18 protein-coding genes and 1 tRNA gene are annotated in these 19,414 nt (G+C 64.8%); 10 read left to right on the top strand and 9 right to left on the bottom strand.

The window, feature by feature from the left end:
* The first annotated feature begins 20 nt into the window (after positions 1-20).
* From MB901379_RS06885 to MB901379_RS06870, 4 genes are all read left to right on the top strand, one after another.
* Positions 21-1,550, top strand: coding sequence for an ATP-dependent DNA ligase (locus tag MB901379_RS06885; RefSeq protein WP_158015933.1), 1,530 nt, complete (start codon positions 21-23; stop codon positions 1,548-1,550).
* A 119-nt stretch (positions 1,551-1,669) separates the two neighbouring features.
* Positions 1,670-3,898 (top strand): carbon starvation CstA family protein, encoded by a 2,229-nt coding sequence (locus tag MB901379_RS06880; RefSeq protein WP_158015932.1) that lies wholly within the window; start codon positions 1,670-1,672, stop codon positions 3,896-3,898.
* 66 nt (positions 3,899-3,964) lie between these two features.
* A complete protein-coding gene (locus tag MB901379_RS06875) occupies positions 3,965-5,509 on the top strand; it encodes an Hsp70 family protein (protein WP_158015931.1) in 1,545 nt (514 codons plus the stop codon).
* A complete protein-coding gene (locus tag MB901379_RS06870; protein WP_158015930.1) occupies positions 5,496-6,155 on the top strand; it encodes a nitroreductase family protein in 660 nt (219 codons plus the stop codon). The genes MB901379_RS06875 and MB901379_RS06870 overlap by 14 nt, the downstream gene beginning before the upstream one ends.
* Before the next feature lie 220 nt (positions 6,156-6,375).
* Here the strand turns inward: MB901379_RS06870 and MB901379_RS06865 are convergent, their stop codons facing one another.
* Entirely contained in the window at positions 6,376-6,804 is a 429-nt protein-coding gene (locus MB901379_RS06865; RefSeq protein ID WP_158015929.1) for a DoxX family protein, read from the bottom strand.
* A 130-nt stretch (positions 6,805-6,934) separates the two neighbouring features.
* On the opposite strand from MB901379_RS06865, the gene MB901379_RS06860 reads away from it, so the two are divergent.
* From MB901379_RS06860 to MB901379_RS06850, 3 genes are all read left to right on the top strand, one after another.
* Positions 6,935-7,258: a DMT family transporter gene (locus tag MB901379_RS06860; RefSeq protein WP_158015928.1), complete on the top strand. Its 324-nt coding sequence runs from the start codon at positions 6,935-6,937 to the stop codon at positions 7,256-7,258.
* The gene (locus MB901379_RS06855) at positions 7,255-7,830 is read left to right on the top strand and encodes a TetR/AcrR family transcriptional regulator (RefSeq protein ID WP_158015927.1); all 576 of its coding nucleotides are present in this window, start codon (positions 7,255-7,257) and stop codon (positions 7,828-7,830) included. The genes MB901379_RS06860 and MB901379_RS06855 overlap by 4 nt, the downstream gene beginning before the upstream one ends.
* A 217-nt stretch (positions 7,831-8,047) precedes the next feature.
* A complete protein-coding gene (locus tag MB901379_RS06850) occupies positions 8,048-8,296 on the top strand; it encodes a hypothetical protein (RefSeq protein WP_158015926.1) in 249 nt (82 codons plus the stop codon).
* Between the two features lie 48 nt (positions 8,297-8,344).
* Here the strand turns inward: MB901379_RS06850 and MB901379_RS06845 are convergent, their stop codons facing one another.
* From MB901379_RS06845 to pgm, 8 genes are all read right to left on the bottom strand, one after another.
* Positions 8,345-9,022 (bottom strand): hemerythrin domain-containing protein, encoded by a 678-nt coding sequence (locus MB901379_RS06845; RefSeq protein WP_158019006.1) that lies wholly within the window; start codon positions 9,020-9,022, stop codon positions 8,345-8,347.
* 421 nt (positions 9,023-9,443) lie between these two features.
* Positions 9,444-11,132: an ABC transporter ATP-binding protein/permease gene (locus MB901379_RS06840; RefSeq protein ID WP_232022089.1), complete on the bottom strand. Its 1,689-nt coding sequence runs from the start codon at positions 11,130-11,132 to the stop codon at positions 9,444-9,446.
* Between the two features lie 197 nt (positions 11,133-11,329).
* Entirely contained in the window at positions 11,330-12,919 is a 1,590-nt protein-coding gene (locus MB901379_RS06835; RefSeq protein ID WP_158015924.1) for an HD domain-containing phosphohydrolase, read from the bottom strand.
* A 93-nt stretch (positions 12,920-13,012) separates the two neighbouring features.
* Positions 13,013-14,130 (bottom strand): IS3 family transposase gene (locus MB901379_RS06830; RefSeq protein ID WP_174237076.1). Its coding sequence is split into 2 segments (ribosomal slippage): positions 13,013-13,863 and positions 13,863-14,130, totalling 1,119 coding nucleotides; the frame shifts between segments, so codons are not numbered across the junction.
* A 110-nt stretch (positions 14,131-14,240) separates the two neighbouring features.
* Entirely contained in the window at positions 14,241-14,423 is a 183-nt protein-coding gene (locus MB901379_RS23880) for a hypothetical protein (RefSeq protein ID WP_232022013.1), read from the bottom strand.
* A 103-nt stretch (positions 14,424-14,526) separates the two neighbouring features.
* Complete coding sequence (locus MB901379_RS06825) at positions 14,527-15,150, bottom strand: TetR/AcrR family transcriptional regulator (protein ID WP_158015922.1); 624 nt, start codon at positions 15,148-15,150, stop codon at positions 14,527-14,529.
* A gap of 475 nt (positions 15,151-15,625) precedes the next feature.
* A tRNA-Ala gene (locus tag MB901379_RS06820) sits at positions 15,626-15,701 on the bottom strand.
* A 65-nt stretch (positions 15,702-15,766) separates the two neighbouring features.
* Positions 15,767-17,407 carry a phosphoglucomutase (alpha-D-glucose-1,6-bisphosphate-dependent) gene (gene pgm / locus MB901379_RS06815; protein WP_158015921.1) on the bottom strand — a complete coding sequence of 547 codons (1,641 nt, stop codon included), beginning with the start codon at positions 17,405-17,407 and terminating at the stop codon, positions 15,767-15,769.
* A gap of 126 nt (positions 17,408-17,533) precedes the next feature.
* Here pgm and crcB (MB901379_RS06810) point away from each other — a divergent pair, with 126 nt between their 5' ends.
* From crcB (MB901379_RS06810) to MB901379_RS06800, 3 genes are read left to right on the top strand one after another with little or no spacing between them, the layout of a single operon-like run.
* On the top strand, positions 17,534-17,932 hold the full coding sequence (crcB, locus tag MB901379_RS06810) for a fluoride efflux transporter CrcB (RefSeq protein ID WP_158015920.1): 399 nt from the start codon (positions 17,534-17,536) through the stop codon (positions 17,930-17,932).
* Entirely contained in the window at positions 17,929-18,303 is a 375-nt protein-coding gene (gene crcB, locus MB901379_RS06805; RefSeq protein WP_158015919.1) for a fluoride efflux transporter CrcB, read from the top strand. Before crcB (MB901379_RS06810) ends, crcB (MB901379_RS06805) begins: the two co-directional genes overlap by 4 nt.
* Positions 18,300-19,406 (top strand): DUF190 domain-containing protein, encoded by a 1,107-nt coding sequence (locus MB901379_RS06800; protein WP_158015918.1) that lies wholly within the window; start codon positions 18,300-18,302, stop codon positions 19,404-19,406. The genes crcB (MB901379_RS06805) and MB901379_RS06800 overlap by 4 nt, the downstream gene beginning before the upstream one ends.
* The last annotated feature ends 8 nt before the right edge of the window (positions 19,407-19,414 follow it).

Genomic DNA, 19,414 nt, shown 5'->3' with positions numbered 1-19,414 from the left:
TCGTGCCAAGCTGAGGAACCGTGCTCCTTAATGACGTAGCAAACACTTCGCTCAACGTGGGCGGCACCTCGTCGCGCCTGACCAAGGTGGCGTGCATCGCCGACCTGCTACACCGCGCCGCCCCCGACCCCCAGCTCGTCGCCATCATCGTGTCGTGGCTGTCCGGCGAGCTGCGCCAGCGTCAAATCGGGGTTGGCTGGGCGTCGCTGCGGTCGCTACCGCCGCCGGCGGCGCACCCCTCGTTGGCCGTCACCGCTGTAGACACCACCTTCGGCGAGATCGGCGCCGTGTCGGGCAAGGGTTCCCAGTCGCGCCGCGCCGAGCTTCTCTCGGGATTGTTCTCCGCTGCAACCGAAACCGAGCAAGTTTTCCTGGTACGGCTGCTTGGCGGCGAACTCCGCCAGGGCGCGCTGGCCGGAATCATGACCGACGCCGTCGCCAAGGCAGCCGCCATTCCCGCCACCGCGGTGCAACGCGCCGCGATGCTGGGTGGTGACCTACCCGCCGTCGCGGCAGCAGGTCTGTCCGGTGGCGCGGCGGCCCTGGCAGAGTTCACCCTGCGGGTGGGTCGGCCAGTCGGCCCGATGCTGGCCCAGACGGCGGCCAACGTGGCCGATGCACTCGAACGCCACGGTGGTACAACAATTTTCGAAGCGAAGCTGGACGGCGCTCGGGTGCAGATTCACCGGCTCGGCGAGGAAGTCACCGTCTATACCCGAAGCCTCGACGATGTCACCGCACGACTGCCCGAGGTCGTGGCCGCGACCTTGGCCCTGCCGGTGCGCCAACTGGTCGCCGACGGTGAAGCGATCGCCCTACGGCCGGACAACCGACCGCACCGCTTTCAGGTCACCGCGTCGCGGTTCGGCCGATCGGTCGATGTCGCGACCGCTCGTGCCACGCAGCCGCTTTCGGTGTTTTTCTTCGACATATTGCACTGCGACGGTCAAAACCTGCTCGACGCACCCACCACCGAGCGGTTGGCCGCCCTGGATGGGCTGGTGCCGCGGGGCCAGCGAGTCGATCGGCTGATCACCGCCGACGAGGCGGCCGCTGCGAGCTTTCTGGACACGACCTTGGCCGCCGGTCACGAAGGGGTGATGGCCAAGGCGCCGGACGCGCCCTACCAGGCGGGCCGTCGCGGCGCGGGATGGCTGAAGGTCAAGCCGGTCCACACGCTGGACCTGGTGGTGCTCGCCGTGGAATGGGGCTCGGGACGGCGACGCGGCAAGCTATCCAACATCCACCTGGGTGCCCGCGATCCGGCGACCGGCGGGTTCGTGATGCTGGGCAAGACGTTCAAGGGCATGACCGACGCGATGTTGGATTGGCAGACTGCCCGATTTAGCGAACTCGCCATCGGCGGCACCGACGGGTATGTCGTTCGGGTGCGACCGGAGCAGGTGGTCGAAATCGCGTTCGACGGCGTGCAGGCGTCGTCCCGCTACCCCGGCGGACTCGCGTTGCGGTTTGCCCGAGTGGTGCGTTACCGCGATGACAAGGCGCCGACCGAGGCCGACACCATCGACACCGTGCGCGCGCTGTACTGACCACACCATGGGCCGACAGCTCGTCGGCATCGTCACGCAAACGCTGGGTTTGGGCACATCCGCGTCGTGGTGCAAGGATCACCGGGAACGCAGACCATGCGTCAGTAAGGGAGGCGCCGGTGGCCCAGCCGTCCGGAAGTGTCAGCTACATCCGAACCGACGCCGACCTGCCGCCCGTGGCGATCGTCGATCGCTCCCCGATCACCCTGCGACACAGGATCCTTTTCGCTGTGGTTGCGCTGATCGGCGCGATCGCCTGGGCGATCATCGCGGTCATCCGCGGCGAGACCGTCAATGCGGTCTGGCTCGTGGTGGCGGCGGGCTGCACCTATGTCATCGCCTTCCGGTTCTATGCGCGGCTGGTCGAAATGAAGATCGTTCAGCCTCGCGATGATCACGCCACTCCTGCCGAATTTCTTGAAGACGGTATGGATTACGTGCCGACCGATCGGCGAGTGGTGTTCGGACATCACTTCGCCGCGATCGCAGGAGCCGGCCCGCTCGTGGGACCGGTGCTGGCCACGCAGATGGGTTACCTGCCCTGCACGATGTGGATCGTGCTGGGCGCGGTGTTCGCCGGCTGTGTGCACGACTACCTGGTGTTGTGGATCTCCACCCGGCGCCGGGGGCGGTCCCTGGGGCAGATGGTTCGCGACGAGCTGAGCGCCACCGCCGGCGCGGCCGCGCTCATTGGCATCCCGGCCATCATCACCATTGTTATCGCGGTGCTGGCGCTGGTGGTGGTGCGCGCCCTGGCGCAAAGTCCCTGGGGAGTGTTCTCAATCGCCATGACCATCCCCATCGCCGTGTTCATGGGCTTCTACCTGAGATTCCTGCGGCCGGGCCGGGTTGCCGAAGTGTCACTGATCGGCGTGGCATTGTTGTTGCTCGCGGTCGTCTCTGGCGGCTGGGTCGCTGAAACATCATGGGGCGAAAGCTGGTTCAGCCTGTCTCCGGTGGCTCTGTCTTGGCTGCTCATCATCTACGGTTTCGCGGCGTCGGTGCTGCCGGTGTGGTTGCTGCTCGCACCGCGTGATTACCTGTCTACCTTCATGAAGGTCGGCACCATCGGGCTGCTCGCCATCGGGGCGCTCATCGCCCAACCGGTCGTAGTCGCACCGGCCGTCTCGCGGTTCGCCGGTGCCGGCGACGGGCCGGTGTTCGCGGGTTCGTTGTTTCCGTTTCTGTTCATCACCATTGCGTGCGGTGCGCTGTCGGGATTCCACGCGCTGATCTCCTCGGGAACGACGCCGAAAATGCTTGAGAAGGAAGGCCAGATGCGCCTGATCGGCTACGGCGGCATGCTCACCGAGTCGTTTGTGGCAGTCATCGCGCTGCTCACCGCGTCGATTCTGGATCAGCATCTCTATTTCGTCCTCAACGCCCCGGCAGCGCGGACCGGCGGCACCGCCGCCACTGCCGCACAGTACGTCAACGGACTGCGACTGGGGGGCGCCCCGGCCACCGCGGAACAGATCGGCCAGGCCGCTGCCAGCGTGGGCGAGCGCTCCATCGTGTCGCGCACCGGCGGCGCCCCGACGCTGGCCTTTGGCATGTCCGAAATAATGGACCGAGCGTTCGCCGACGTTGGCCTCAAATCATTCTGGTACCACTTCGCGATCATGTTCGAAGCGCTGTTCATCCTGACCACCGTGGACGCCGGGACCCGTGCGGCCCGCTTCATGGTGGCCGACGCGCTGAGCAACCTCGGCGGCCCACTGCGCAAGCTGGAGAATCCGAGTTGGCGCCCGGGCGCCTGGATGTGCAGCTTCGTCGTGGTCGCGGCCTGGGGCAGCACCCTGCTGCTGGGTGTCACCGATCCGCTGGGCGGTATCAACACACTGTTTCCGCTGTTTGGCATTGCCAACCAGCTGCTTGCCGGGATCTCGCTGACGGTCATCACCGTCGTCGTCATCAAAAAAGGCCACCTCAAGTGGGCGTGGATCCCGGGCGTCCCGCTGCTGTGGGACCTCGTGGTCACGCTGACCGCGTCGTGGCAGAAAATTTTTTCCGCCGACCCTGCCGTCGGTTACTGGGCCGAGCACGCGCGCTACCGGGCGGCCCAGGAGGCGGGCAAAACCGCGTTTGGTTCGGCCACCAATGCCGATCAGCTCAACGATGTTATCCGCAATACCCTGGTCCAGGGCTCTCTATCCATTGTCTTCGCCGCCGTCGTCCTCATCGTGTTCGCCGCTGGGATAGTCATGTCCTACAAAGCAATTCGAGGACGCGGCAGTCCCTTGACCGAAGACTCCCCGGTGGCATCGACATTGTTTGCCCCCTCGGGCTTGGTCCCGTCGGCAGTGGAGCGGCGGGTGCAAAGGCAGTGGTCCGCACTACGGGGGTAGCAACCACGGCGCGCCGGGTAAGCAGATGATGCCGAACCACCTTGCACCGCACTAGAATTGTGCGGAATGAAAGTCGGTATCGACTTCGGCACCACCCACACGGTGGCGGCGGTCGTCGACAGAGGCAACTACCCCGTCGTGTCCTTCGACGGAGTGGATGCCTGGCCATCGGTCATCGCGGCGAACGGGTCCGGAGAGTTGCGCTTCGGCGCGGACGCCGTCGCCGTGCGACGCGAACCGGGATGGTCGGTACTGCGCTCGTTCAAACGTCTGCTCAACGACGCCGGACCGCACACCGAAGTACATCTGGCCGGACGCAATTATCGGTTGGCCGAGCTGCTCACCCGGTTTCTCGTTGCGCTCAAAGACGAGCTCATGCACCGCTCGAATGCCGGCCTGACGGCGGGTGAAACTGTCGAGGCCGCGATCAGCGTGCCGGCCAACGCGTCGAGCGCCCAGCGTTTCCTGACGCTGGACGCCTTTGTTGCTGCGGGTTTCCACGTGGTCGCGCTGCTCAACGAACCGTCTGCCGCCAGCCTTGAATACGCCCATCGGTATCGCTCCACCATCACCACCACACGCGAACATGTCCTGATCTATGACCTCGGTGGCGGCACGTTCGACGGTTCCCTCCTGAAAATGACCGGCCACGTCAACGACGTCGTCACCAGTGAGGGCATTCAGCGCCTCGGCGGCGACGATTTCGACGAGGCCATCCTCGAACTGATCGCGTCCCGGATGCCCGCCGTCGCACACGCCGATGCCACTACATACGACGTGCTGCGCGAGGAATGCGCAGCCCGCAAGGAGGCGGTCGGGCCGCAGACCCGCCGCTTCCTGATGGACTTGACGGCCGTGGACCGGCCACCCTTTTCCTGCGATATCGACGAGGTCTATACCGCATGCGCCCCGCTGGTCGACAAGACCATCGAGGTGCTCGCTCGCATCCTGCGCGATCCGACCGCGGCCGGCGGCGGGGTGGCGTGGTCCAAGGTCGCGGGCATCTACCTGGTGGGCGGGACGGGGAGCTTCCCACTCATCTCCCGAATGCTGCGCACGACCTTCGGCGACAAGCGAGTGAAACGCTCGCCGCACCCGTTCGCGGCAACGGCCATCGGGTTGGCGGTCTACCTCAACAACGAAGCGGATTTCGAATTGTCGGAACAGTTCTCGCGCCACTTTGGGGTTTTCCGCGAGGCGCAGGCCGGCGCCGACGTCGTCTTCGATCCGATCGTGCCCAAGGACGTCGCGCTGCCCGCCGACGGGCTTACTCCGCTGATCGTCAAACGAACCTACCGAGCGGCCCACAACATCGGGCATTTCCGATTCGTGGAGTGCAGCCGTCTGGTCAATGGTCGACCCGATGGTGACGTAACCCCCTACGATCCGGTGTATTTTCCTTTCGACCCGGAGCTTTGCGACCGAGGGGACCTCAGACGTCAACCCGTGGGGCGATGCGACGAAGGACCGGACGTCGAGGAGAGCTACGTCGTCGCCCCCAGCGGAGCGGTGGAAGTGACGCTGACGACCCAGCCGAGCGGGTTTAATCGCACGTTCCGGCTCGAACGGCGCGCCGGCACGGTGGTGAGGCAGCGACATGGAGCTCTATGACGTCATGCGAACGACGTTCGCCGCACGTGACTTCACCGACGAAACATTGCCCGACGATGTGCTGCGACGCATTTTCGACAACGCGCGCTTTGCCCCCAGCGGCGGAAACCGGCAGGGGGCCCACATCATCGTGGTGCGTGACCCCACCGTTCGTGGCCGGCTCGCCGAACTCGGCGTGCCAGCCGTCCGTCGCTATATGGCCCAGCTCAAAGCCGGTGAAAGCCCTTGGAATCCAACGCATCCCAGTAAAGTTCCGCAGGACGTCGTCGATGAGACACACGTTCCCGAGCCATTCATTGCGGCCCTGACGCAGGCGTCGGTCGTCCTGGTTGTGTCGGTGGACTTGAGCGTGGTGGCCGCGCTGGATCAAGAGCTGGGGCGCACCGGTGTTGCTAGTGGCGCATCGGTGTACCCGCTGGTGTGGAACATCCTGCTGGCCGCGCGAAACGAGGGTTATGGCGGCACGATCACCACCATGGCGATCGCGCGGGAGGAGCAAGTGCGCCAATTGCTGGGCATCCCCGACACGCACGCGGTAGCCGCGATTGTGCCGCTGGGCAAGCCCGTGCGGCAGCTGACCACGCTGCGCCGTCGCCCGGTCGCCGACTTCGTGACCCGCGGAAGGTTCGACGGCCCGGCGTTTTGAGTGTTGACGCGGTTCGGCAAGGCCAGCGATCCGAAGCAGACTCCGCCATGCCCAGTTGGCCTATCACGGGTTGTTCGACCGGGCTGGGCTCAGCGATCCGGCCGAGGCGGGCGCGGCACCACTACATCGCCTCGCGGCACGCGAGCGCGATGGCCCAATGGGAAAGGTTCACCGCCGGTACCAGCTTCGACCCGAAGGACGCCGTCCCGCGGGCCTCTTGTCACGTTCGGCCGCGACGCCGCCGGGCGTCGAGCGCATACCTACCCGGTCCAGCGAAGACCAACAGGAAGAACCCGAAGCAAAACAGGATGGCCAGAGCTCCACCATTGCCTTCCGGGGGATCACCGATAGGCCAGAGCGTGCGTGGTTGATGGATCCAGAAATACGCGACCGCCATCACTCCGGAGGCAAGAAACGCCGCGGCGCGGGTACACAGGCCGACCGCGACGAGCAATCCGGTGACGAGTTCGATCACACCCGAATACCAAGTCGGCCAGGATCCGGCCGAGACCGGATGCGGCAGGTGGGTGGGCCAGCCGAAGAGGATCGTCGAGCCGAACCCCGCGAACAGCAACCCGTAGACGAACCGAAACAGACTCAGCACGGCCGGCGAATACCGAGCCAGACGGTCGCTGAGATTCGTCGTCATGCCAACCTCCCGGTGTCGCCGATGTGGTCCAGTGTCTCCTATCCCACACCTCGGCCCAGCCGCGCCGGTAGGCCGAGGCGCGCCAGTGATGTACATTTGTACATGTACATTTGTACACATAGGAGGAGTCGTGGCTTATCTGTTGCTGTTGTGCGCAATCTCTGCCGAGGTGGCCGCCACCAGCCTGCTGAAGAGTACCGAGGGCTTCGCTCGGCTATGGCCGACCCTGATCTGCCTGGTCGGCTACGGCATCTCCTTTGCACTGCTCGCCTTGTCGATCGCACGCGGCATGCAGACCGACGTCGCCTATGCCCTGTGGTCCGCGATCGGCACGGCCGCGATCGTGCTGATTGCCGTGCTGTTCCTCGGCTCGTCGATGTCGGTGACCAAGGTCGTCGGGGTGGGCCTGATCGTCGGCGGGGTTCTCACCTTGAACTTTGCCGGTGCCCATTGACCGGGGAGGCCGAGCGCCGTCCCCGCGACCCGGCCGGTCGGCGGCAGGCCATCATCGAGGCGGCCGGACGCCTGATCGCCCGGCATGGCCTCGGCGAACTCACGCACCGCCGGGTCGCGGCGGAGGCCGACGTGCCGGTCGGCTCGACGACCTATTACTTCAGTGACCTTGATGCGCTGCGGGAAGCCGCTCTCGCACACGTCGCGACGAGCACCACCGACTGGTTAGAACAGTGGCGGCGCGAACTCGACCGGAGCGCCGACCTACCGGCCACCCTGGCCCGACTCAGCGCCGAGTACCTGACGGACTTGGACAGCTATCGCACGCTCAACGAGCTGTACGTCGCGGCAAGCCATCGACCGGAGTTGCAATCCCTGGCCCAGTTGTGGTCGCAGGGCCTCATCTCGCTGCTGGAACCACACATCGGCCCACGGGCCGCCCAGGCCGTCACCATATTCCTCGACGGTGCCACGGTGCACGCGCTGATCACCGATACCCCGTTGAGCATCGATGCGCTCATCGATGCTATAGCCAGGCTGTCCGCCGACGCCGGGCCGACCCAACCCACGTAGGCGCGGGTCGGCGCGTAGGCGCGCCCCACAACGACCCGCAGCCGCCACGCCCGAGCCCCGGCCGTGCTATCACCATACATTAGTCTATATATATGTATGTTGATGTCGGTTTCGTCGCTGCCTACTCCTGGTGCCGTCCGCGAAGGCGCCGCCTGAGAGCTCATTTTCCGGCCCAACGAGAAGATTCCCGTCCGGTCGGATCGGGAACTCCTAGGACATGAGCACGCCACGTGAAGTTAGTGAACTCATCGATGCGCTCGCCTACGACGTGTACGACATCTATTACGGCATCGAGCACTCCGGCCCGCGGTATGACCGCGAGCAGGGGGTGGTAGCGGCACGTTACCTGGCCCGCAGGCTACTGCGGCGGGGCTGGCGGAAAACCGACCGAGCCCCGCTTCCCCGCTGCCCGCACGGGACGGTGACTTGCTACGACCCCGAGCCCCACGAACGCTGCGAAATGTAACGCGCACAAATCGCGAACGGCCGAAGTCAGCGCCCAGATCGCTCGCTGCTAGGTGGGCGTGAATTGGGCCAGATCGTATATGCCCAGCGTCTTTTCGATGTCGGCGACTTGATCAACCACATCGTCAAATCCGCGCGCGCCAAATCGCCTGTGCTCTTCCTCTTCGAAAGTCTCGGCCATCGCCCAAAGCTCCGGTGCGGCCACCACAGCGCGTAGGGCAGGAAAGACGACCGTGTCTTCGCGAGCTTCGTGCGGCTCATACATTCGGACGAACGCCATCATGTCTTGCACCGAGTCTTGTAATGCACGCCGATTGAGCGCCGACGCTCCGGTCGCGGAAAGGATCCGATCGGTGAGCGCACGGCCGCGCTGATGCTGAGTGCGCAATACCGCGGTGATATCGGCCAGCTTGCCCACCTTTTCGAGCGTGGGAAACACGTATTGTTCCTCGAGGCCTTCGTGATAGTCCTCGATGAAGCTTCGAATGATGCCGGCGGCGGCGTTCAGCGCTGGAGCCGACCCTTGATCGCCTGCCTGCAGGCGGCCGATCCCCTCGCGGTAGACCAGCAAAACCCGCTTGAGCACCCCGTGCTCGCGCATCAAGTCTTCCGGCGGCGTGACTGGCACTTCCTGCTCCTGCGCGCCCGTCCCACCCGGCTGATGGGGTGCCGGCTTGGACCCCGCACATGCCGACAGGACCAACCCGCCGACGGCCGCGGCCGACATCGCCAAGAGCTGACGTCGTCCCCCGGCGAGCACCACCCGTTCGGTCACGGTCACCGCCTCCTTCGGGCAAAGCAGCTCGGCTTGACGATCAAGTCAACGAACGTGTTCGAACGATATTGCCAGCTATTGGAAGGTAAGACCATGGCACTGCTCGCCGATCCGACTTGTCTGACCACCGCTGGCCCACCGGTCGCATTCCGCGCTGAAATATTCTCTGCCCTGATCCCACTTGGTTTGCGGCACAACGGTTCACTATTGATGTCCGGTGCGCTGGAAGGATGTCTCCAATGAGGATTGACCACACCCCGATCCACAACGCCTCGGGGGCTCGCCTGGGCCCGTCGCACCGGCGGCCAGTTCGGATGGCGCCGTTCGCCTCGTAAACCCGCGGGAAGGCCACCGGGCGGATTGCGCGGTATCGTCATCGCCTGGATCCGTTGTAACGGGAACGCCGGTCCAGGACCCACACCGTTGCCAGCGTGAGGACAACGGCAAACGACGCCAGCGCAACGAGATTCGGGCCGGTGCCGCCGGTGAATGACTCGCGGTAGACGGAGATGGCCGGCAGCGCGGCAGCAAACCGGTCTAGATCCAGGTCGCGCCCCAGTGCTTCGAAGGCGTGGCGGTTGGCGAGGCCAAGACTGATCAACCGTCCCGGGAAAGCCATCTTGTCAACGGGGACGATGGCGCCACCGAACAAGACCTGCGGGAAGCAAAGCATGGGCAGAGCCAGGGCGGCCTGGGCGGCGTTGTGCACGGCGGCCGAGGCGAGCAGGCCCAGCGCCAGCGCCGAGGTCGCTTCGATGACCATCGTGGCGAACAGCAAAGCATAGACGTGCCAACCGGCCGCGGGCAGCCGGCCGAGCACCCGCAACACCGCGAGCAACACCGCATTCATCGCGGCCAGCACCGGAAGCAGGGCGGTGATCTTGGACGCCACGTAGGCGCCCACGCCGAGCCCGGCCAGACGCTCCCGCCGGAAGACGGCGATCTCTCCGACGATCTGGAGTAGACCGTAGGTAAGGCCGAAGAAAAAGCCGTCGAACGCGACCCAGAAAACCATTTGGGCCGGGCCGATGTCGGCAGCGCCACCCGGATCGAACGCGCCGCGTTCGAACAGCGTCGCCATCATCGCCGTGACCAGCACCGGCGAACCGAGCAGGACGGCCACAGTCAGCCGGTTGCGGCACAGCACATCAACATTGCGGCGGGTGAGCAACCACCACTGCCGCACCATGCCGGTGCGCTGGACGCGCGACCGGGTGACTCGGGCTGCCGGGCGCGGCGGCGCCGCGTCGGGCTGGTGTCGTGCCGAACTGATCGCAAATCGCTCCGCCCAGATGACCGGGGTGTGCTCACCAGCCAGCCGCTCGTACACGCCCGCGAGGGTGTCCACACCGAAGTAGCGCCGGGCCTCGGCCGGGCTTCCGCTGAATGCCAGGTGGCCGTCGCGCGCCAGGAACACCACTCGGTCACACCGATCGATGCCCTCCGGTTCGTGCGTGGTGAGCACGACAGTGACCCCGCGCTCGCTAAGCCTGCGCAGCAACCGCATCACATCGGCCGCGGTCGATGGGTCCAGCCCGGAGGTGGGTTCGTCGAGGAAGAAGAGCCGCGGCCGGGTGAGTAGTTCGACGGCGATGCTGGCGCGCTTGCGCTGGCCGCCGGACAGTTCCCTAATGGGAGCCTCGGCCCGATCAGCTAGATCGAGGTCACGCATGGTCTCTTCGACCACACGATCGGCCTCGGCCGCAGATGTGCCGGCGGGGAGCCGTAGCCGGGCCGCGTAACGCAGCGTGCGACGCAGGGGCATTTCGAGGTGGATGATGTCGTCCTGTGGCACAAAGCCGATACGGGTATCCGCATCCGCTCGGGCACCAATAGCGATGCCATGGTGCCGAACCTTCCCGGCCGACGGTGGCTGCAATCCCGCCAGGATCTCCAGCAATGTGGTTTTCCCGGCGCCACTGCCGCCAGCTACTGCAACCAACTCGCCCGGTTCTATCGAGAGTGACAGCGGGTGCACGATCTGCCGCCCACCGACCCGCCGGCTCACGTTGACTGCATCGACCCGCCCGCTGACTGGCGCTGCGGGCAGGCCCGACGACATCGCCGCGAAGTTCTCGATTGCCGGTGGGTGAACCACCAATTCGGTCATGTGGGTAACCCTCCGTGATTCCTGAATCGCGTTGTCAGGACCTGATCATCGGTCGGTGGCCGCACTGATTGCATGAGGCGTTTGCCTCAAAGTCGCGGGCGCCACATGTCTTAGCGCGCGGCAGTCGGCGGGTAAGGCTTTGCTGCGCGTCAGCGGACCGCCTCCGCGTTGACCGGAAAGCCTGCCAAACCCCGATCGATAGCCGCGAGACTGGCCTGCGTGCGGTTGTTGACGCCCAACTTCGCATAGACGCGCTCGATGTGGTTGCGCGCTGTCTTCTCGGCGATAAATAACTCAGCGGCGATGTCACGGTTCGACCGGCCCTGCGCGACAAGTCGGAGGACTTCGACCTCCCGGGCGGTGAGCCCAGCTGACCAGGACATTCGCCTCGCCGGATGCCCAGCCGCCGCCAAGACGGCTTCCACCGACTCGGCGTCGAGGCGTCCGTCACGCGCCTCGCGGCGCAGCTGATCGGCGGCCTGGCGCGGATCGAGAACGGTCCGTTGTGGATGCTGCTCGAGAAGTTGGCGATAGGCCACCGCCGCGGCAAGCAAGCGGTCGTGCGCAGTCAATTCGGCCCCGGCGAGCCCCCGGGGAAACCCGGACCCATCGATGCGCTCCTCCTGCTTAGTAGCGACGGACACCACCGACTCCAGACCATCGACGCCGCTCAGTATTCGTCCGGTCAGATAGGGGTATATCCGTACCCGCTCCCATTCAGCGGGACTGAGCGGCCCCTTCTTCTCCCAGATCTGAGTGGATACGCCTAGCCGGCCGAGGCCGTGGACCAGGCCCGCGCGATACAAACAGTCAATGTCCGCCGAGGGCATACCCCGGCGTCGGGCCGCGGCGGCCGCCAAGTCCGCTATGCTCCTCGAGTAGCCCGGCGAACACGGACACTTGAGATCAACGAAATCCGCTATTGCCCTGAGCAACTCGTCGATCTCATCGCCGACGAGAGTACGGTCGCGATCCGGCGCCTGCGCCAAAGCCGCAGTCCAAACATCAATGTCGAGCAGCCCCTCGACGATTGCGGCGGCATCGCGTTCGAACACGTCGACCACGGCCGGGCTGAACTGCGTGCCACGCCGGGACCGGGCGACCTCGACCGCCTGCGCCAGGCCACCCGTCCGCAGGTGCACCTCGATGACGTCGGACAGGTGAACGATGTGGATTTCGATCGGAATATCCTCTCCGCGAGCGCCATTCGGCATCCCCCGGCCGTCCCAGCGCTCGAAGATATACGCCAATGCCTTTCCGACCTGTTCGGCCAGACCGATCCGATCGGATAGCACCCCGGCAGAAGCGCAATGCGAGCTGATGAGGTTGGCAACCTGGTTGCGTGCGGTGAGCACAAAGGCCGCCGAACGCATGCCGCGCTGCCAACCCGGCAATCCACGCCCCACGTGACTGACCATGAGACGCAGGAACGGCAGCCCGGCCATATCCACCCCGTAGGTGTCGGCGCGGAAGGCGATATCGTCGCCGAACAGTGCCGAAAGCTCGTGGGAATCGGCATGACATCCGATCCATCCCACCAGGTTGGCGTAGTACACCGTTGCGCACTGTGCCGCGTCCAGACCCATCTTCTCGGCGATGCGAGTCGCGATCAGGGAAGACCGAAGCATGTGTTCCATCGGTTGGCCAAGACCGAGGTCGATCGCCAGCGATATGGCCGCCAGCAACTCGGCTTTGCGCAGGCCCTTTTTCGAACCGTGCGGCGTCCGGGTCGGGTGCACGCAATCATTCTGCACCCATGCATGACGCTGTTGAGCCGAATGGCAGCTTGCCGGTAAAACCACGAGGCAAAACGACTGGGCCTCAACGACCGTCTATCGGTGGGTACAGGCGGCGGCGTACCGGGCGGGCGGCAAGTGGCCAAGTACCGCATGACGTCGGTGGTGGTTGTAATGGTGTTTCCAGTCGTTGATGGCCATCCGGGCCTGGTTCAGCGACCAGAAGCTGTTGACGCTGAGGCACTCGTCGCGAACGCGGGAGTTGAACCATTCGACGTAGCCATCGCGCCAGGGCTGACCAGGCGAGATGAAATGCATACCTTTATGTTGGCCAGCCCACTCGGCCATTGCCAGCCGGGCTAATTCAGGTCCGTTGTGACAACGCAACACCGCCGGATAGGTTCCGCGGCCAGCGGCAAGTCTTTCGAGTACCGTGATGAGGCCTTCGGCGGTGACACTGCGGACAATCAGTCCGCCCAGGCATTCGCGGGTGTGCTCATCGACAATAGACATGATCTTGATCGGCCGGCCGTCGATAGTGATGCAGGACAGGAACCCCGCCGCCCACACCCGGTTGGGTCGGTCGGCCGCGGTCCAACGGGGTGCCGTCGAGTTGGAGTGCCGATCGAGACGCCGCCGTTGCGGCACCCGCAGGCCTTCCTCGCGCCAGAGTCGTTGAATCTTCTTGTGGTTGACCATCCAACCCTCAGCAACCGCGTCGCGATAGGCCGGCCGGAACCCGCGTCCGGGATGATCCTTCGCGTAGTCGCGCAGCCAGGCCCGCAACGTCGCATCGGAGTCGGATGTGGTGGCCGTGGGTTGGTGTCGCTGAGTAGAACGGGGCTGCCCGGTAACCCGGCAGGCGAACCGCTCACTGACCCCCAGCACCTGCTGGAGATGACGGACGGCCGCCCGCCGGCGTTCCGGGCTTAGAAGTTTCCCTTCCCGATCTCCTTCAGCGCGATCTTCTCCAATTCGGCGTCGGCCAACAATCGCTTGAGCCTGGCGTTTTCCCGCTCGAGGTTCTTGAGCCGTTTGGCATCATCAGACTTCAAACCACCAAACTGGTTGCGCCATCGGTGATATGTCGCCTGCGAGACACCCAGCTCCCGGCACACCGCCGCCGTGTCCTTACCCTCAGCCAGCAGCCGATCAGCCGTCACCAACTTGTGCACAACCTGCTCGGGACTGTGCCGCTTCCTGGTCGCCACGATCCTATCGAGCCTCCACGCGGGCGGGCTGCTACTGGCCTGACCCCAATCGACTGAGCTAGGGTTTATTTGAGATTCTTGACCCACGATGCACACCATCCAATCGAGAACTGTCAGCCACGGCCGGCGTCGCGAATGCGCTGCCGGATGACTGGTGGTTCGGCTGTGTTGTCGGTGAGGCGCGCCCAGATGTGCCAGCCTGTGAGGGCAGCCTCGACGCCTTGGAGATTCACCCGGGCGGGGAGGTTGTTGGGTTGCCATTCGGTAACGACGGCGATGTTGACCGGCGTTGGCACAGTGGGTGTTTCGACTGAACCGTAGCCGGTAGGGCCGACCCGTCGTGGTAAAGCAAGGCCACAATCAGTGCAAAGTCGAGGTCCATGGTGCGCCTGTCAGATGTCAGCGGTTGACGGCCTTGGCCCATCGGGTGCGGTGAAGCCGGATGCCGTCGATGACGCTTTCGATCGCCGTCCCGATGCGTGCGCTGTCACCGGTTGCAAGAAGGTCGAATTGAAGTCCGCGCATTTGGGCAAGCAACAGCGTTGCGAAGGTACCGGCCTCGTCGCTGGGGCACCCAGCTTCCACAGCATGGTGGCGAATGACTTCGACCCAGCCGCTGACAATCCGGTCAAGGAAAGCGCGGTACTCCTCTGGGTTGCGCACTGCTTGCCCGTAGGCCTCGAAGACCAGTCGAGCCCGGCGGTCAGTCTGTGGCTCGGTCCATCGCTGCCACATCTGCCGAACTAGCGCCTCGACATCGTCAGCGGCGAGGTGATCAGGGATCTGCGCCCGCGACCCGATCGCGCCAAAGATTTCGACTAACAGTTCGTCCTTGGTGCCGAAGTGGTGGCGCAACGTGACGTGCGAAACGCCCACTGCCGCCGCAAGTGTGCGAAACGACATCCCGTTGATCCCGTGATCCAACAAATGGGCCATGACCGCGTCGAGGATTTCGCCGCGCCTGTTCTGATACCGCAGCCGCCGCCCATCCACGCGTTGACCTCTGCGCTCGTTGGACGCCATCGCGTTTGTCCTCACTTCCACGTACCGGCCGGTTCCAATTTAGATCTACCATCTGGTAGGCCAATATTGCTGGAGTTAGGCGTACCAGGTGGTAGATCAATCTGTCAATCGGCCGGCGGCACACCGGGGCCGATCGGGTCTCGGCGCGACTGGTCATGTCGCTATTGCGTCGTTTTGGCCGGTAACCGTCGAAGCACACCGGGAGCTGCCGTCGTCCCCAACGAAGTGGTTGAAAGCCCGATTGGGACCGCGCCGATCCCGACGGTACAGCTCGGGCCACTTCCCCCATGGGCACACAACCCCGTAGGACGGCTCCAACTTCTCCTGGGGAAGCTGGCCGACTGATGCGTGCTAACGCTCGCGACGCTCATCGGGGTCACAGCCGTCAACCGGATAGTCAACCGGGCGCCGTACCACCGAATGCCCGCGACAAGCACGCCGAAAATCTGCCCAGCGCCGGTCAACGAGTTTTACCTGGTGGAGCTAAGGGGACTCGAACCCCTGACCCCCACACTGCCAGTGTGGTGCGCTACCAGCTGCGCCATAGCCCCGAGAAGTTGTGCTCATCGAAGCTACACCACTGGCAAGACCGGTTCAAAGCCGCCGGTCGTAGCCACTACCCAATGACCTGGTTGACGACTTCCCGCGCGGTCTGTTGCACCTCGGCTAGATGCTGGGGCCCTCGGAAGGATTCGGCATAGATCTTGTACACGTCCTCGGTGCCGGATGGACGAGCGGCGAACCAGGCGTTGGCCGTGGTCACCTTGAGCCCACCCAGCGGCGCACCATTTCCCGGCGCTTGGGTCAACTTCGCCACAATCGGCTCCCCCGCGAGCTCGGTGGCGCTGACCTGGTCCGCGGACAACCGAGACAGCCGGGCCTTCTGCTCCCGGTTAGCCGGTGCGTCCACCCGGGCGTAGGTGGGCGCACCGTATTTGTCGGCCAGCGCGTGATACCGCTGCGAGGGTGTGGCTCCGGTGACCGCCAGGATCTCAGCGGCCAGCAACGCCATGATGATGCCGTCTTTGTCGGTGGTCCACACCGATCCGTCGCGCCGCAAGAACGACGCCCCCGCGGACTCCTCGCCGCCGAAGCCGATGGTGCCATCGATCAGACCGTCGACGAACCACTTGAAGCCGACCGGCACCTCGACAAGTTGACGTCCGATACCGGCTACCACCCGGTCGATGATCGACGAGCTGACCGCGGTCTTGCCCACCGCGATGCCCGCCGGCCAGGACGGCCGATGGGTATAGAGGTAGTCGATGGCCACCGCCAGATAGTGATTGGGATTCAGCAGCCCCATGTCGGGCGTGACAATGCCGTGCCGGTCGGCGTCGGCGTCGTTGCCGGTGGCGATCTGATAGCGGTTCGGGTCGCCCTCCATCGTCCGGATGAGCCCAGCCATCGCGTCCGGCGAACTGCAATCCATCCGAATCTTGCCGTCGTGGTCTAGCGTCATAAACCGCCACGTCGCGTCGACCAACGGATTGACCACGGTCAGATCCAGGCTGTGCCGCTGCGCGATCTCGCCCCAGTAGTCCACGCTGGCCCCGCCGAGCGGGTCGGCGCCGACCCGTACGTCGGCCTGTCGGATCGCGGCGACATCGACGACGTTCGGCAAGTCGTCGACGTAGTTGCCCAGGTAATCGTGGCGCTGGGTGGTGCGCAGCGCACGGGCAAGGGGAATGCGTCGCACCGCCGAGGCGTCACGCAGAATTTCGTTGGCCCGCTGGGCTATCACGTTGGTCACGTCGGTGTCGGCGGGCCCGCCGTTGGGCGGGTTGTACTTGAAGCCGCCGTCGGATGGCGGGTTGTGCGACGGCGTCACGACGATACCGTCGGCCAACGCCGCGGTGCGGCCACGGTTGTAAGTCAGGATGGCGTGACTGATCGCCGGGGTCGGCGTGTAGCGGTTGGCAGCGTCGATCATGGCAACCACGTCATTGGCGGCCAGGACTTCCAGCGCCGAGACCCAGGCCGGCTCCGAAAGTCCGTGCGTGTCACGACCAACGAACAACGGTCCGGTGATCCCCCGCGCACGCCGATATTCGACGATGGCCTGTGTGATCGCCAGAATATGGGCCTCGTTAAAGGCGCCGGTCAGCGCCGAGCCCCGGTGTCCCGACGTGCCGAACACCACCTGTTGGGCGATGTCGTCGGGATCAGGGGCTATCGAGTAATACGCCGTCACCAAATGGGGCAGATCGACAAGGTCCTCTGGCTGGGCCAGCTGGCCGGCTCGGGGGTTGACCATGGTTACCAATTCTGCCCTCACCCCACCGCCTCAGAACTTCCCAGGTACCGCCCAGGGTTTACCACCGGAAAGTCCCGCCCTAGGCTGCAAACGCACACCAAGTCGTATGCGGGAGGGATTCGATCAGTGGCACGCCGCGACTACCGGGAGCTGACCGCGATCTTCGCCGGTGGAGCGTTGGGCGCCCTGGCTCGCGCCACCCTGGGTACGCTGGCCGTTCCCGATCCGGCTCGTTGGCCATGGCCAACATTCACCGTCAACATCGTGGGCGCGTTCCTGGTGGGTTACTTCACCACGCGACTGCTGGAGCGGTTGCCCTTGTCGAGCTATCGACGACCGCTGCTTGGCACCGGATTATGTGGCGGGCTAACGACTTTCTCGACAATGCAAGTGGAAACGCTGAAAATGATCGAGCATGGCCATTGGGCTTTGGCGACGCTCTACACGATCGTCAGCATTGCGCTCGGGCTGCTGGCGGTACACCTGGCCACGGTCATGGTCCGCCGTGTGCGGGTGCGCGGATGACGGCGGGCACGGCGGCTGTCTGGGTGGGCGTCATGCTCGTCGGGGGTGTCGGCTCGGTGCTGCGCTTTCTGGTGGATCGCGCCATTGGGCGCCGGATGGCCCGGACATTCCCGCTTGGCACATTGACGGTAAACGTCAGCGGCGCAGCGCTACTGGGGTTCGTCGCGGGCCTGGCGCTGCCGCGAGACGCTGCTCTATTGGCCGGCACCGCGTTCGTTGGTGCTTACACCACCTTTTCCACCTGGATGCTGGAAACCCAGCGGCTCGGTGAAGAACGTCAGCTGGCGACCGCATTCGTCAATATTGCCCTCAGCGTGACGCTCGGGATGGGGGCGGCACTCCTGGGGCAATGGATCGCCGAGCAACTATGAACGACCAAAGCTTGAAGTTGACCGCGTATTTTGGCGAGCGCCAACTCGCGTTGGGCAGCAAGCGGTTTCTGGCCGATGCGATGTTGGATCTGTTCGGCGATCGCGGCGTTGCCACCAGCGTAATGATGCGTGGAACCACCGGTTTTGGGCCCAGTCATCAACTGCGCTGCGACCGTTCTCTGAGCTTGTCCGAGGACCCGCCGGCGGTTATTGCGGCCGTCGACGTCGAGTCCAAGATCCGAGCACTGGTGGATGACGCGACGGCAATGACCTGTCAGGGGCTATTGACACTAGAGCGCGCTCGGTTGGTTACCCGTCACAACGCCAGCGACGCTTTGAGCACCATCGACAACGGCATCGAAGACGCCGCAAAGCTGACCGTGTACACCGGCCGCCAGGCGCGGATCGGTGGAGTCCCGGCCGAACGCGCTGTCTGCGAGATCGTACGCGCACACGGATTCGATGGGACCACAGCATTTCTCGGCGTCGACGGCACCGCATACGGTGAGCGTTTTCGAGCCCGGTTTTTCGGTCGCAACGTCAACGTTCCGCTGATGATCATCGCTGTCGGGTCGGCTCCGCGGGTTTCCGCCGCTGCTGCCGAACTGACCACCTTGTTGCGCAACCCGCTGCTGACCGTCGAGCGGGTGCGGCTGTGCAAACGCGACGGTGTGTTGCTCGGCCGCCCCCACCGGCTACCGGCTACCGACGGCCAGGGCCGAAACCTGTGGCAGAAACTGATGGTGCATACCGACGAAGCAGCCCACTTTGACGGAGTCCCGATACATCGCGTACTGGTGCACCGATTGATGCAATCCGAGGCTGCCCGCGGCGCGACGGCGCTACGCGGCATCTGGGGATTTCGCGGCGATCGTAAACCCCATGGGGACAAGCTGTTTCAGATCGCACGCGGGGTGCCAGTAACCACGATTATTGTGGACACGCCCGAAGCCATCGCCCGCAGCTTCGACATCGTCGACGAGCTGACCACCAGACACGGCCTGGTAACCAGCGAAATGGTGCCTGCGGCAATGGCATTCACCGAGTTTCAGGACGGGCGGCAAGGCACGAGCGAAACCCCGCTGGCGCAGTACAATTATTGATCCGCCGC

Origin of the sequence: Mycobacterium basiliense, assembly GCF_900292015.1 — a bacterium.
GTDB classification, from domain to species: Bacteria; Actinomycetota; Actinomycetes; order Mycobacteriales; family Mycobacteriaceae; genus Mycobacterium; species Mycobacterium basiliense.
This window is presented reverse-complemented; position numbering and strand designations above follow the sequence as displayed.